The organism is Pseudomonas sp. AM8, from assembly GCF_036346475.1.
GTDB lineage: Bacteria > Pseudomonadota > Gammaproteobacteria > Pseudomonadales > Pseudomonadaceae > Aquipseudomonas > Aquipseudomonas marginalis.
Genome location: NZ_JAOTNX010000014.1, coordinates 36,177 through 50,159, shown reverse-complemented (window position 1 = coordinate 50,159; position 13,983 = coordinate 36,177). Strand labels below are relative to the sequence as shown.

The window sequence follows — 13,983 nt, the reverse complement described above, 5'->3', positions numbered from 1 at the left end:
TACCCTAAGGAAAAAAAACATGAATCTCCCCATTGAAGCTTTAGCTCACCTCGTTGGCAGCTCGCCTCAATTCATGCATCACCTGACAGACGACCAGCAGAAAAAACTCAGGCGCTTCATTCACAAGCGCGTACTCAACCCCGAAGATGCGGATGATCTTCTGCAACTGACGTACCTGGAGGCCTGGCGCAACCGCGAGCGCTTCTGCGGTAACGCCTCGCTCAGCACCTGGATGTGCGGCATCGCGCAAAACCTGATTCGCAACCACTTCAGGCGCATGTATGCCAAACCCGTGCATTGCGAATTTGATGAATCGTTGTGGCATGGACAGGAAGAAAACAACAATCTGGATTGGGAGTTTGAGATCAACCGCCGCCTGGAGAACACCTTGAGCGCCATTGATCACTTGCCGGCTGAAATGCGCAAGACGATGTACGCCTCCCTGGAAACCGACGGCAGCTATCAGGACACAGCCGACGTATTGGACATCCCCATCGGCACCGTTCGCTCGCGACTGTCGCGCGCACGCGAACAACTCAAGCGCGCCACCCAGAATCCGTTTCAATCGTAAATCCGGCTGACTGGCAAAGCGTTGGGCGACAAGGATATCTGCCCAACCGAACCAGACCTCTTTCATACGTGCCAGGCAGATCGCCCAGCCTCCTGACAGTACCGCACCGATCCCACCAACACCGAACATCAGCCCCACGGCTCTCGGGCGATCAGTCCAGCTGCCAGCAGGAGCGGCGGGCAGGTTTGCGCGGCGGTCGAGGATTGCTCGGCGCCATGGGTGTCTCTTCACGGGAGAAGCGAATCAGCAGCCACTCGTCGCCCAACTCGCTCATTTCCGATAAACAATTGAAAGCGTAGATAAAAATTCAAAATAAATGCTTGACGCATTCCCGTTCTACGCGAATAATGCGCGCCACTTGGCTACATAGCTCAGTTGGTTAGAGCATAGCATTCATAATGCTGGGGTCCGGGGTTCAAGTCCCTGTGTAGCCACCAAGTACCGATCCATAGATGTCTACAGCAGTCTATGAATCACCTCAAGAAGCCCGCCTAGTGCGGGCTTTCTTGTGTCTGGCCGTTTATCCCTGTCTATCCCTCCCCACCCTGCACCATCGCTGCCCACTGGCATGCCGGACATCTATACCTGTCCTTTTTAACCAAACGGTTGTCCATTCGAGCCAAGCACACTTCATCTCCCCTAGATAATGTTCACTCCACGCCGTGTCCCTAAAAACACAAATGACGAGGTGTCTCATGCATCTACGAGAACAGCAGCGACTATCCGATTCATCCTGGTTTTTACAGAGATGGGACATGGCACCCGAAGAGTTTGCCACTTACCTGCTGCAACTCGGGACCTTGGTGCTGCAACGCCGATGGAATGGGACCAATCGTAAAACACCAACGTCCACAGCGATCTAGAACAGCGAACCGTCCGGTCAAGGCAGAAATAGAGGAACCCCAGTCACGGATCATATCTACCCCCATGGCCGCAGGACCAGTTCCGATGTCAGCATTTTGCGTCTGCTGCAAGCACGGTTTTCCTAAGCCGTTGTCCGTCTAGACCAAACGATTGTCCTTGCCAGCAAAGCGTGCGCTCGACAGCAGCTCTAATTTGGATTCGTCGCAAGTTCTCGCACCCTTTATCAACCGTGCGGAACGCGACATTGAGCGAATGAGATCGTCCCCAGCCGAAACGGAGAAACCGCATCATGACCGACCAGCAACCATCCGTGGAACAACAGCCCTCCCTCTATGCGCGTCTTGGGGGCTACGACGTCATTTATCAGTTCGCAGGTGCAGTTTTGAGGAAGACCATGGGACATCCCGCTATCGGCCATATCTGGGCCCACATGTCCGAATCAACATTCCAGAAGGAACACATCAACTTTGTCGATTTCCTTTCTGAACATTGGGGTGGCAGCGCCAAATACCGAGGTAGGGACATGGTCACCGCGCATCGCGGAATGGGTCTTACCGAGGTGCACTGGCAAGCCGTGCTCGATTGTCTTGAGGAATGCTACAACGACTACGATCTGGCACCGGATCTGCGCAAAGAGGTCAATGACTTTCTGATCAAGTTTAAACCCGCCGTGATTGGTAGCCCCTCCTACCGCGACGTAGTACTCGCACACCCCGAAATGGACCCCGCCAAAGGAATGAAAAGCGTTGGGGTAATTTGGCCGAAACGAGGGAAGTAACCTGTGAAAAAGCTGGCGCCGGATATTGGTATTGCTGCATTCGTCGAGTAATGCAGGGAGCGATTTCACCAACTTCAGAGGGGGCAAAGACATGAGTCATACGCACGAACATCATCACGATCACGACCACACTGAGCCACCGGAGGCCATAGCGCTACGCGTCAAAGCGCTCGAGTCCCTGCTGACGGAAAAGGGCCTGGTCGATCCCGTAGCCATGGATGCTTTGGTGGACACCTACCAACACAAGGTCGGCCCGAGAAACGGCGCCCAGGTCATAGCGAAAGCCTGGTTCGACCCTCTGTACAAACACAGGCTGCTGGAAGATGGCACCGCAGCCATCGCCGAGTTGGGCTTTTCTGGTGTTCAGGGTGAAGACATGGTGGTCGTGGAGAACAGCCAGACCGTGCACAACGTGACGGTATGCACACTGTGCTCCTGCTACCCATGGCCGACCCTGGGCCTGCCACCGGTCTGGTACAAGTCCGCACCTTATCGCTCGAGGATAGTCATTGACCCGCGCGGCGTGCTGGCGGAGTTCGGTCTGACGATTCCTGATGACAAGGAAGTTCGCGTCTGGGACAGCAGCGCTGAGCTGCGCTATCTGGTATTGCCGGAACGTCCGGCGGGTACTGATGGCTGGAACGAGGAACAACTGGTCGAACTCGTGACTCGCGACGCCATGATCGGCACCGGACTGCCTAAGAATCCGGATCAAGTAGCCTGAACCTGAAAAGGAGAAAACCCATGAATGGTATACACGACCTGGGCGGCATGCATGGCTTCGGCCCAGTGCTCATGGAAGAGCACGAACCCATCTTCCATCATGATTGGGAGCGCAGGGTTTTTCCGCTCTTCGCCTCGCTCTTCGTCGGCGGGTACTTCAACGTGGACGAATTCCGCCACGCCATCGAACGCATGAAGCCGGCCGAATACCTGCAGTCGAGCTACTACGAGCACTGGCTGCACGCCTTCGAGACCCTGCTGACAGAAAAGGGCGTCATCAGCGCCGCCGAACTGCAGGGTACGGCCAAACCAACCCCACCGACACAGCCCGTCACGGTGTTAACACCGGACATCGTCGACGCCGTAGTGCTCGGCGGCGCCTCGTCGCGGGCAAAAGAAGATGTCCCCGGCCAATTCCGAGTCGGTGACCGGGTGCGAACGAAGTGCCTCAACCCAACCAATCACACCCGGCTGCCACGCTACGCGCGCGGTAAGGTCGGCACAATCGTGATTGCACATGGCGCGTTCGCTACCCCGGACACGATGGCCCATGGTTTGGGCGAACAGCCGCAGCAGGTCTATGCCGTACGCTTCAGTGCCGAAGAATTGTGGGGAGTACGGCGACCGGACAGTGTGTGCATCGACCTATGGGACAACTACCTGGAGGCCGTATGAACACGAGCATGCACCACGACTACAAGGCCGTCGGCCTCCCTCTCGACGATGAAGGCCCGGTGTTCGACAAGCCTTGGCAGGCTCAGGCTTTTTCCCTGCTGGTGCACTTGCACCAAGCCGGCGTGTTCCCCTGGACGGACTGGGTGCAGGTATTCAGCGAAGAGATCAAGGCCGCCCTGGCGCAACCCGGAGAAGGCGTCAATGACGCCTATTACCGGCAATGGATCACGGCCATGGAAAGAATGGTCACCACCCTTGGCCTGACCGGGATGGAGGACATCGTCCAGCGGGGCGAGGAATGGAGGCAGGCCTACCTGAATACTCCCCATGGACAACCGGTGGTTTTGCTCAATGCAAGTTGTCCACCGGCCCACGGGCACACCGGTGAGCATCTGCCGCATCGCGAGCCCGTGGCGATCAGCCGAGCCTCTAACTGAGGGCGGAGCAGTTTTTTGTTGTCCTTTTTTACCTAGCAAGCCGCAGAGGCGGCCAAGGAGTCATCGTCATGCATATCGAACCTGGCCTCGTGGAAGTCGGAAAACTCTGGCTGAGCTATGTTACCGCCGCAAGCGTCGGCACCTACACCGTCAAACTCGTTGCGGACGCCATTGGCGAACGAGGTGCCGTCTCGCTGGTAGTTCGCGCCGCCGCCGCCACGGCGCTGGTGTTTGGCTTCTTTGAACTGCTACCGCATCATCCGGTTGGCGTCTCGGAGGTGCATCTCATACTCGGCTCGACGCTGTTCCTGTTGTTCGGTGCAGCACCTGCAGCAGTAGGTCTCGCTTTGGGGCTGTTAATCCAGGGTCTGTTCTTCGCCCCATTCGACCTGCCGCAGTACGGCATGAACGTCACCACCCTTTTGGTACCGCTGTTGGCAGTTGCTGCCCTGGCGCGGCGTATCATCGCGCCAAACACGCCCTATGTTGATCTGGGCTATCGCCAGGCACTGGGCCTGTCGACGGCCTTCCAGTCAGGCATCGTCGCCTGGGTTGCCTTCTGGGCCTTCTACGGGAAGGGCTTCACGGCAGAGAACGCACTGTCAGTCCTGACCTTCGGCAGTGCCTACATGACCGTCGTCATCCTCGAACCGCTGTTGGACCTGGCCGTGCTGGCCGGTGCCAAGGCAACGCATCGCCTGCGTAACAGCAGGCTGGTCGAGCGCCGTCTGTACCAGACCGCCTGAGTCGACAGACGCCAGTCCAATCCAGACTGTCCCCGGGCATCGAAGACCGCAATGCTCGGGGCATCAAGAGCGAGAACGACCTCAACACCTCGTGAGCAAAACTGGAGGTAGTTGATGCGTTTCAGAAATAGCCCCCGCAAGTCAGTCCGGGGAGTACCGCTGGCTCCATATTCATGGCGAAACGCGCCGTGATGAACGGGGACTACCAACAGATGACCGCAGGTCACCCTGCGCCGCGTCGCATCCCGGCACCTCGCACCTTGATCGCCTTTGTAGTTCCTGAACCTTGTCTTCACCTGATCAGAAGATCTCTGGACCGATCCACAACTGTTCGTTCCTGGTTTGGCTTCACCTTCGACGCTGGCTGCGAGTCCGCGTGGGGAGATCCCGAACCGTTGCTTGAACAACCGGGAGAAATGCGAGGCATCGTTAAATCCCCAGCGCAGCGCTACGGCGAGCACGCCAGGATGGCCGGAACTGCAGAGATCGCGCGCGCTGTGCCGCAAGCGCAGCTCCCGGATCAGGCCACTGACGCAGCGTGCTGTCGCCTGGCGCGGTGCCGCGAGCCTGGACACCAGTTGCTCCCTGGGTATACGGAATGACAGCACGCGCCAATCTTCCCTGAAATCGAGAAAGTAGGGACGCGTGGAGTCCACGACGGAGAAGTCACCGGGCATCACCAGTGTCTCCTGCCCATCCTGACGTACCACGCATGACCCTTCCAACTGGAAGTTCGCGAAGCAGAACTCGACCGGGTTGCGGCGGATTTCATCCCAACGTCGTTGGACGAACTGCGCACGGGAAAACACGCGGGTCTGCGCGCTCATGGAAAGGGGCCGGGAGCTCACCTCGCCCGTGAAGTCCGATCCTGCAGGCTCTTGCTTGAGGATGGGATTGAGCGAGACGAAGGCTTCGCAGAGGACCTCACGCCAGTAGCTGAATCTTTCGCGCTGCACGCACGCTTCGGTAGTCCAGATTTGCATCCTGCGGTCACCCCTCAGTGGCGCAAAAGACAATCATCGCGAGCGCAAGCCAGCGACTGATTTCTGAGCCAATGTCACGGTAGGGCGGGCCGCTCAGACGTGTCATGTGTGCCTCCTGTTGCACAGATCGTCAACTGGTCTTGCACGCAAAGGCAAGTCGTCGGTTGATGGGCTTGCAGGCACCCTGGCACGGCATTTTCGGTTGTGCCTGCGCTGTGCACGGCGGGAATGCGAATGCGTCATGCCGGTGCAGTTTTCGCCGGATAAACAGGCGCAGGACTGAACCCATGTGACCCGCGGCAGAAAGACGCAAAGTCCGCGCCAGAACCAAGGGGGCATTCACCCGCTACAGGCTCTTTCTGCAGAAGGCACGACCTCAGTGGAAAAGCCCTGTGCCCTTGCGCAAATCGTCAATTGGGCTTGCACGCTCCAGCGAGACCGAGGCAGTCCGGCTGCCTACGATGGGTTGTCCGTTACCTAACCCACCGCAAGAAAGGTCGCTTCCCATGGCTATCGATTTCCAGCTCACCGAATCACAGAAGGCTTTACAGGCAAGCGCGCGAACCTTCGCCGCCGAAGTCCTCAGCAAGGTCGCCCCCACCATCGCCCCAATCGCGCGACCGGAAGACCGGTTCTACGCCACGCGGCCGTTCTACGATGCAATGGTCGACGCCGGCTTCATCAAGGCGTTGCTGCCAACCTCGTTCGGCGGCAGCGCCCTGACCACGCTGGATTTTGCCTTGGCTGCCGAAGAACTCGCCGCCGCCGACGTCAACTTGCCTTCGGCCTTGCTGGGCACCGGTCTGGGTTTGCACGCGGTGCTGCACCACGGCACCGAGGAGCAGAAGCGCCGCTTCCTGCCGGACTTCGTCGAAGATGGCTCGCGCCTGGCCGCCCTGGCCTTCACTGAGGTCACCGGCGGCGCTAACTACGACAGCCCCGACCCCTCCGCCGGCGTGCAGACATTCGCCCGCCTCGAAGGCGACGAATGGGTCATCAACGGCGCAAAGCACTACACCACCAACGGCACCGGTTGGGACGGCAAGGGCGCGCACCTGTACAGCGTCATATGCCGCACCGATGCGGCCCTGCCGCCGCAGCAATCGCTGGCGGTCATCATGGTGCCCGGCAGCGCCCAGGGCATCGAGATCGCGGGCTTTCTCGATACCGTCGGCCATCGCGCGACGATCTCGCCGCGCATCCATTTCAACAATGTGCGCGTGCCGGCGGCCAATATTGTGGGCAAGCCGGGCGATGGCATTGCCATGGTGGAAGATGCCTTCTCCTGGACTGCGGCGCTCATCGGCGCGGCCTGCGTAGGTGTGATGCGCGCGGCCTTCGACGTCGCCTTGAAGTTTGCCCGCACCGACAAGCGCTCCGGCACGGTGCCTGTGATTGAGCACCAGAACGTTGGCTTCATGCTGGCCGATATCAAGATGCGCATCGAGGCCGCGCGCTACCTGACCTGGAAAGCCTGTCACCAGCTCGATATCACCCAGGGACGCAGCCGCGAACTGGCCATCATCACCAAGGTTCACTGTTCGGAACTGTGCGTTCAGGCTGTCTACGATGCCATGCGCGTTGTCGGTGTCGATGCCTATACCGACCTCTACCCGTTGGCCGGCCTGATGCAGGACGCGCTGTGTTTTCCCCTGTACGACGGCGGCAACGTGGGGGTCCGCCGCCGGCAACTCCATGCGCTGCTGCGCTCGCCGGCCTACGACGCCATGGCCGGCGCAGAGGCACGCAATTGAAACGGCCCCCAGGCCACGAGGCGTAAGCGCCGAGCAACTGTCCTTCCCAGCACAACGAATGACCGCCCCAACAAAGCGACTTGGGGCACGTCCCCCCTATCTTTGTCATGCGCACTGCCGCGTTGTCCTGTGTCGCCGCACTTCGCCGACCGATCAATGACAGATGACTACTCGAGAGAGGACTTCCGTAATGACCCAAGCATTCTCCAGCGTCGCCCGCAGGACCGGCCACGTGTCAAAGGCCGGTACCCACTCGCCCCTGAGCTGCATGAACAAGGTATTGGCCTTGGCCTGTCTACCGATGGTCACGATGGTGCCGATGACCGCGCGCGCCATCGATGTGGACATCGGTGATTTCGTCCCGGCGCCGGAGGGTACGACGGCGGGGTTGCTGTACCTGCAGCATGCCGAGCGCAACAAACTCTATGCCCAGGGACGGCAGACGGCGCGGGATCCTCGGCTGGTCTCGGATGTCGGTATCGGGAGGCTGGTGCACTACACCACGATTGGCGGGCTGACGGTAGGCCCCCAGATCCTGGTACCGTTTGGCCGGCTGGATGCCGGGCGCGACACGAGTGCACTGGGCAAGACCAGCGGGGTAGGTGACATTATCCTGGCCGCACCAATCTGGTTGATCAACGACTCAGCGTCTCGCACCTATCTAGCCATAGCGCCCTATCTGTACCTTCCAACGGGTAGCTATAGCCACGACCGCCCGCTCAATCTGGGTGAGAACCGCTGGAAATTTGATTTACAGGTAGGTTTCGTCAAAGGGCTGACCGACAATTGGTATGTCGATTTGACCGGCGACGTCATGTTCCACGGCAAGAACGACAACTACGGCGCTGCCGGCGACACGCTCAAGCAGAAACAGCTCTACCAGGGGCAGGGATATTTGCGTTACCAGTTCACCCCCGGAGCCAACGCTTTCGTCGGCCTGTCGCAGACCTGGGGCGGTGAGACCCGAGTCAATGGCGTTGACAGCGACGACGAAGCTCGGCAACGAAAAATCAGCGTGGGTGGCAGTTACTTCATCCGCCCGAAGACGCAGGTGCTGGTGGCGCTCGGGCGCGACCTTGAGGTGGAAAATGGCTTCAAGGAAAGCGCCCGCATCAACGTTCGACTGTTGCAGGTGTTCTGAGCAAAAATCTCATTCAGGGCTACTCGATAACGCCTGGCGTTGAAACATATCCGGGCATGGGGCGACCAGGCGTAATCGAACAGCATTTGCCCTCAATTGACGCGTAGCCCTCTACTGATAACGGCTTACCGAAAGGTAGCGCGTTTTTTTATGCCTTGAAGAAAGTGCCTGGGGCATACTCGCAGCCCCCCCTCCTGGATACAGAACTGAGCCAATAGGATGTCCCTTCATGAGCCTTGATGTGTTCGCAATCATCATGCTGGGCGCTGCGTTGCACGCTACTTGGAATGCCGTGGTCAAGGGCGGTGACAACAAGCTGCTGACCACCTGCATGATCGCGTCCATTGCATCGCTGATCGCAGCGACGGTCATTCCGTTTCTGGAACTGCCGGCCAAGGAAAGTTGGCCCTTCATCGGCGCGTCAGTGATTTTGCAGGTGGTGTATTTCGTGCTGGTCGCCTCGACTTACCGCATTGCCGACATGAGCCAGACCTACCCGATCATGCGCGGCACCGCGCCGTTGCTGGTGGCGACAGCGAGCGTGGGACTGTTGTCCGAATCCTTGTCCTCATTTGCCTGGCTCGGCATTGCCATCATCTGCATCGGCATTTTGAGCATGGCTGCCGCCCCCAGCATCGGTCAGCGAAAAGGCATGCTCCTGGCGCTGGTCAACGCGGCAGTCATCGCCGGCTACACCCTTATCGACGGTGTGGGTGTGCGCAAGTCCGGCGCCCCGGCGGCCTATACGCTGTGGATATTCCTGCTCACCGGCATCGCGCTTGCCGTATGGGCATTTGCCGTCAGGCGGCGCGAATTCTGCCGCTATCTGGCGCGCCACTGGCGCCCAGGTGTTATCGGTGGCTTCGGCACCGTCGTGTCCTACGGCCTGGCGCTTTGGGCAATGACGGCGGCACCGATCGCCACGGTTTCGGCGCTCAGGGAGACGTCGATCCTGTTTGGCGTGGTGATCTCGGCACTGGTGCTCAAAGAGCAACTGACCCGCCGCCGCATCATGGCTGCGTGCATCATTGCCAGTGGAGCTATGGTGTTGCGGCTGGGCTGACGCGCCGGTCGAACCCATGACACGCCCGGCAGGACTGCTCTCCAAACAAATCACCCGCCGCCCTATCAAATGAGACCGCTTCTCATTAATATGCCTACTATTCGCGCAACGCCGCATCAGGGTATCGGGGCCATGGAGACAGGGACGCCAGGGGATCAGGAAAAACTCAGCGCCGTTTTTATCGGGCAGCGCAGTGCGTTAATCCGTATGCTGTCGCGCGTCGTCGGCTGTTCGAGCCAGGCGGAGGACCTGGCCCAGGAAACCTACCTGAAGGTGGCGAAAGCGCTGTACGCTCGCCCTATCGAACACTTGAAGCCGTTTCTTTATCAAACTGCGCAGTACCTGGCTTTTGATCATCTGCGCAGTGTGCGCAGTAAAAGGCGCTATGAGTGCCATCTGGCCGAAAGCCTGGTTGTCGAGGTGCCCACCACGGCACCCGGTCCGGAGAGCCAGGCCCAGGGCCAACAACAACTGCTGCAGTTTCAACAGGTGCTCGCTACCTTGCCCAAACGCCAGCAACAAATCCTGGTATTGCATCGATTGCATGACCTGTCCCAAAGCGAAATCGCCCAACGCCTGCAGGTGTCGTTGAGCACGGTGGAAAAAGATCTGCGCCAAGCCCTCACTGCCTGCGTCAAGCAAACGACCGACCATGATTGATCGCGCCGACACCCCCGATGCCATACGTAAGCAGGCGACCGACTGGTTCGCCCTGCGCGATGAGACGGTGCGCAACCCCATCACCCGCCTGCGCTTTGAGCAGTGGCGTGATGCGGATCCCCGGCACGCCACGGCGTATGCGGAACTGGCCGCGATGTGGGAAAGCCGCGCCTTCGAGCAAGCCTTGAAAAACCTCGCCAGCGACCTGGAATTGCCCCCTGCCCCGCAAGCCGCCACGCACCGCAAGACACGCTTCATGGCTGCCGCCGCTGCCATGTTGATCACGCTGGGCATCGGCTGGATGACCGATGTGCCGATGCGCCTGCAGGCTGACCACATGACCGACGTTGCGCAGTTGGAACGCTTTGATCTGGAGGACGGCTCGCACATCGTGCTGGGCAGCCGCAGCGCAATCAGCATCGCTTTCGACGGCGCTCATCGCCGCATCAAGCTGCTGCGTGGCGAGCTCTACGTCGAAGCCGCACACGACTCAGAGCGCCCTCTTAGCATCGAAACCGCCGAGGCCAGCGTGACCGTAGTCGGCACGCAATTCAGCGTCAGCCAGCGCGACGCGGGCGTCACCGTCGCCGTGCGACAAGGCCAGGTGCGCTTCGCCAACCGCAAGGGCGAACAGAGCCTGTTGCAGGCGGGCAACTGGCAACAGTTGCTGGGTGGGCATCTGCAACCGCTGTCCCTGGAAGGTGGCGAACAGCAGATGGCCTGGATCAACGGACGGCTGTCGTTCCAGAACGCGCCGCTGGCACAGGTGTTGTCAGAGATCCGTCGCTATTACCCCTCACCGATCCTGCTATTGAACGATACCGCTGCTGGTGAGCGGGTCAGCGGCAATTACCAATTGGATGACCCCCAGGCGATCGTGCAGGCGTTGAGTAGAGTCACTTCCACCCACATCCAGCGCCTGCCGGGTGGCATCCTGATTATTCGCTGATACAGAGCCCCTGACCCCGTCGCAAAAAGTTTTACGGCTTTCGAAGCTTCAACCCGTCAAGAACTTTGCCTTTGCAAATCATTCCTATTTCTAACGGGGCTCACATGTACTTTCCAGCACTCAATCCGACCCACGCCCGTAGCATCCTTGCGCTTGCCGTCTGCCTGGCGTGCAACATTGCGGTTGCCGTGGAACCGGCGGGCAAGCCGGCCATTCGTGAAGCAGCAGATACCCGCAGCTTTGCCATAGCGCGTCAGTCGCTGGTCAATGCCCTGGATCAATTGAGTGTGCAGAGCGGGCTGCAAATTGCCTATGCGGCGGACTTGGCCCAAGGCGTCGAGTCGCCTGGCGTCAGCGGCCGCATGACCGCCCTGGAGGCGCTGGCCCAGTTACTCAAAGGCACGCCCCTGAGCTTCGAGCTCAATGGTCCCAACGCGGTCATACTGACCCGCACCGCACAACCCGGCGCGGCCCTGCAACTGGGCACCACCACCGTGATCAGCAACCAACTGGGCACCGTCACCGAAGGCACCGGCTCCTACACCCCGGGCACCATCGCCACGGCCACGCGCCTGGTGCTGACCCCGCGTGAAACGCCGCAGTCCATCAGTGTCGTCACCCGCCAGCACATGGATGACTTCGCCCTCGACAGTGTCGACGACGTGATGCGTCATACCCCTGGCATTACCGTGTCGGCCTACGACACCGACCGCAGCAATTACTACTCGCGCGGTTTTTCGATCAACAATTTCCAGTACGACGGTATTCCCTCGGCCGTGCGCAACGTGGCCTATTCGGCGGGCAACACCCTGAGCGACATGGCGATCTACGACCGGGTCGAAGTGCTCAAGGGCGCCTCCGGCCTGCTCAGCGGCGCCGGTTCCCTGGGCGGCACCATCAACCTGGTGCGCAAGAAGCCTACGGCGGAATTTCTCGGCCACATCACCACGGCGGCGGGCACCTGGGATCACTACCGCACGGAAGTGGACGTCAGCGGCCCGCTGACCGAAACCGGCAATGTGCGTGGGCGTGCGGTGGCGGCCTATCAGGACAACAAGTCGTGGATCGACCGCTACTCGAACAAAAGCTCGGTGTTCTACGGCATTCTCGAATTCGACCTGTCACCCGACACCTTGCTCACCGTGGGCGCCGATTATCAGGACAGCAAACCCAAAGGCTCCACTTGGTCCGGCAGCTTCCCGCTGTTCAACCATGCCGGCGAGTTGAACAATGCCAAGCGTTCCTTCAGCAATGCCACTGATTGGAGCAGTTGGCAGCAATACACCCGCACGGTGTTCGCGAACCTGGAGCACGACCTCGGCGACGGCTGGGTGACCAAACTGCAACTGGACCACAAGCTCAACGGCTACGACGCCCAGATGGGTGCGATCCAGTTCTACCAGCCGGCGGCGGACGGCACTGCCAATATCAACGCCCAGCGCTACAAGGGCGAAACCACCAGCGACTCGGCCGACCTGTATATCAGCGGCCCGTTCAATTTCCTCGGGCGTGAACATGACCTGGTGGTCGGTGGATCCATCAGCACCGCCCACTGGAAGGGCAAGGGCTATTGGGACGAAACCTTCCCCACCGCCAACCTGGTCGACTACGTCAACTGGCATGGCAACCTGGCCAAGCCCGACTGGGGCGTGGCCTCCCAAGTCACCGACGACACCATTCGCCAGACCGGCATGTACCTCACCACCCGCTGGAACCTCAGCAACGACCTGAAACTGTTGCTCGGCGGGCGCGTGGTCGACTACACCCTGACCGGCAGCACCGATACCTACCGTGAAACCGGACGCTTCATTCCCTATGCCGGGGCCATCTATGACCTCACGGACAACCTGTCGGCCTATGTCAGCTACACCGATGTCTTCATGCCCCAGGAAAGCTACAACCTCGACCGTAACCGCAAGTTGATTGACCCGGACGAAGGCGAGAACTATGAAGTGGGCCTCAAGGGTGAGTTCCTCGACGGTCGCCTGAACGCCAGCTTGGCGTACTTCGAGGTGAAGGAAAGCAACCGCTCCCTGCCCGACGATGCGTACAACAACCAAACCCCGACACCGCCCAACTTTGCCTTCAAGGGCACCGACGCGACGACCAAGGGCTACGAACTGGAACTGTCCGGCGAAATCGCTCCAGGCTGGCAGTTGCAGGGTGGCTACACCCACAAGGTGGTACGCGACGACGCCGGCAAAAAAATCTCGACCTTCGAGCCCGAGGATCAAGTGAGCATGTTCACGATCTACAAGCTCAAGGGCGAGCTGGACAAAGTCAGCGTCGGCGGTGGCCTGCGCTGGCAGAATACGGTGTGGCAGGACATCTACAACAGCCCCAAAAACACCACCGAGAAATTTTCCCAGGAGTCCTACTGGGTGGTGGACCTGATGACGCGCTACCAATTCACGAAAAACCTGTCGACCACGCTGAACCTCAATAACGTGTTCGATAAGCCCTATTACACCAACGTAGGCTTCTACAACTCCGCCATCTACGGCGCACCGCGTCACTTCATGCTGACCACGCGCTGGGACTTCTGATTGCCTGAGCCACACGGCCTATCCCGGGGTAGGCCGCTTTTGACGCCCTCCCTTACCACTGTTAGTGTCCAGCCTCCCCCCACGCACGGAGTG

General features: G+C 59.8%; 13 protein-coding genes, 1 tRNA gene and 1 pseudogene. 13 read left to right on the top strand and 2 right to left on the bottom strand.

Annotation, left to right across the window (positions count from 1 at the left end; genetic code table 11):
* The first annotated feature begins 19 nt into the window (after nt 1-19).
* Nucleotides 20-571: an RNA polymerase sigma factor gene (locus V3W40_RS28055; RefSeq protein ID WP_065924015.1), complete on the top strand. Its 552-nt coding sequence runs from the start codon at nt 20-22 to the stop codon at nt 569-571.
* A 151-nt stretch (nt 572-722) separates the two neighbouring features.
* Here the strand turns inward: V3W40_RS28055 and V3W40_RS28050 are convergent, their stop codons facing one another.
* Nucleotides 723-845 (bottom strand): hypothetical protein, encoded by a 123-nt coding sequence (locus V3W40_RS28050; protein WP_268876142.1) that lies wholly within the window; start codon nt 843-845, stop codon nt 723-725.
* Between the two features lie 86 nt (nt 846-931).
* On the opposite strand from V3W40_RS28050, the gene V3W40_RS28045 reads away from it, so the two are divergent.
* The 6 genes from V3W40_RS28045 (at nt 932) to V3W40_RS28020 (ending at nt 4,794) form a co-directional block, all read left to right on the top strand.
* Nucleotides 932-1,008 (top strand) — tRNA-Met (locus V3W40_RS28045).
* A 716-nt stretch (nt 1,009-1,724) separates the two neighbouring features.
* Entirely contained in the window at nt 1,725-2,213 is a 489-nt protein-coding gene (locus V3W40_RS28040; protein WP_027606923.1) for a group I truncated hemoglobin, read from the top strand.
* A gap of 91 nt (nt 2,214-2,304) precedes the next feature.
* Nucleotides 2,305-2,937, top strand: a complete 633-nt coding sequence (nthA, locus tag V3W40_RS28035; protein ID WP_027606924.1) for a nitrile hydratase subunit alpha — start codon at nt 2,305-2,307, stop codon at nt 2,935-2,937.
* Between the two features lie 20 nt (nt 2,938-2,957).
* Complete coding sequence (gene nthB / locus V3W40_RS28030; protein ID WP_065948489.1) at nt 2,958-3,611, top strand: nitrile hydratase subunit beta; 654 nt, start codon at nt 2,958-2,960, stop codon at nt 3,609-3,611.
* Nucleotides 3,608-4,048, top strand: a complete 441-nt coding sequence (locus V3W40_RS28025; RefSeq protein WP_330216090.1) for a nitrile hydratase accessory protein — start codon at nt 3,608-3,610, stop codon at nt 4,046-4,048. The genes nthB and V3W40_RS28025 overlap by 4 nt, the downstream gene beginning before the upstream one ends.
* Before the next feature lie 68 nt (nt 4,049-4,116).
* The gene (locus V3W40_RS28020; RefSeq protein WP_330216089.1) at nt 4,117-4,794 is read left to right on the top strand and encodes an energy-coupling factor ABC transporter permease; all 678 of its coding nucleotides are present in this window, start codon (nt 4,117-4,119) and stop codon (nt 4,792-4,794) included.
* Nucleotides 4,795-5,177: 383 nt separating this feature from the next.
* On the opposite strand, the pseudogene V3W40_RS34930 reads toward V3W40_RS28020, so the two are convergent.
* Nucleotides 5,178-5,777, bottom strand: a pseudogene (locus V3W40_RS34930) (helix-turn-helix domain-containing protein); the annotation flags it as partial.
* 506 nt (nt 5,778-6,283) lie between these two features.
* On the opposite strand from V3W40_RS34930, the gene V3W40_RS28010 reads away from it, so the two are divergent.
* From V3W40_RS28010 to V3W40_RS27985, 6 genes are all read left to right on the top strand, one after another.
* On the top strand, nt 6,284-7,531 hold the full coding sequence (locus tag V3W40_RS28010; protein WP_330216088.1) for an acyl-CoA dehydrogenase family protein: 1,248 nt from the start codon (nt 6,284-6,286) through the stop codon (nt 7,529-7,531).
* Nucleotides 7,532-7,763: 232 nt separating this feature from the next.
* The gene (locus V3W40_RS28005) at nt 7,764-8,672 is read left to right on the top strand and encodes a transporter (protein WP_330216087.1); all 909 of its coding nucleotides are present in this window, start codon (nt 7,764-7,766) and stop codon (nt 8,670-8,672) included.
* Between the two features lie 229 nt (nt 8,673-8,901).
* On the top strand, nt 8,902-9,735 hold the full coding sequence (locus V3W40_RS28000; RefSeq protein WP_330216086.1) for an EamA family transporter: 834 nt from the start codon (nt 8,902-8,904) through the stop codon (nt 9,733-9,735).
* Between the two features lie 132 nt (nt 9,736-9,867).
* The gene (locus tag V3W40_RS27995) at nt 9,868-10,395 is read left to right on the top strand and encodes an RNA polymerase sigma factor (protein ID WP_065948510.1); all 528 of its coding nucleotides are present in this window, start codon (nt 9,868-9,870) and stop codon (nt 10,393-10,395) included.
* Nucleotides 10,388-11,344 (top strand): FecR family protein, encoded by a 957-nt coding sequence (locus V3W40_RS27990; RefSeq protein WP_330216085.1) that lies wholly within the window; start codon nt 10,388-10,390, stop codon nt 11,342-11,344. Before V3W40_RS27995 ends, V3W40_RS27990 begins: the two co-directional genes overlap by 8 nt.
* Nucleotides 11,345-11,448: 104 nt before the next feature.
* The gene (locus tag V3W40_RS27985; protein WP_330216084.1) at nt 11,449-13,890 is read left to right on the top strand and encodes a TonB-dependent siderophore receptor; all 2,442 of its coding nucleotides are present in this window, start codon (nt 11,449-11,451) and stop codon (nt 13,888-13,890) included.
* The last annotated feature ends 93 nt before the right edge of the window (nt 13,891-13,983 follow it).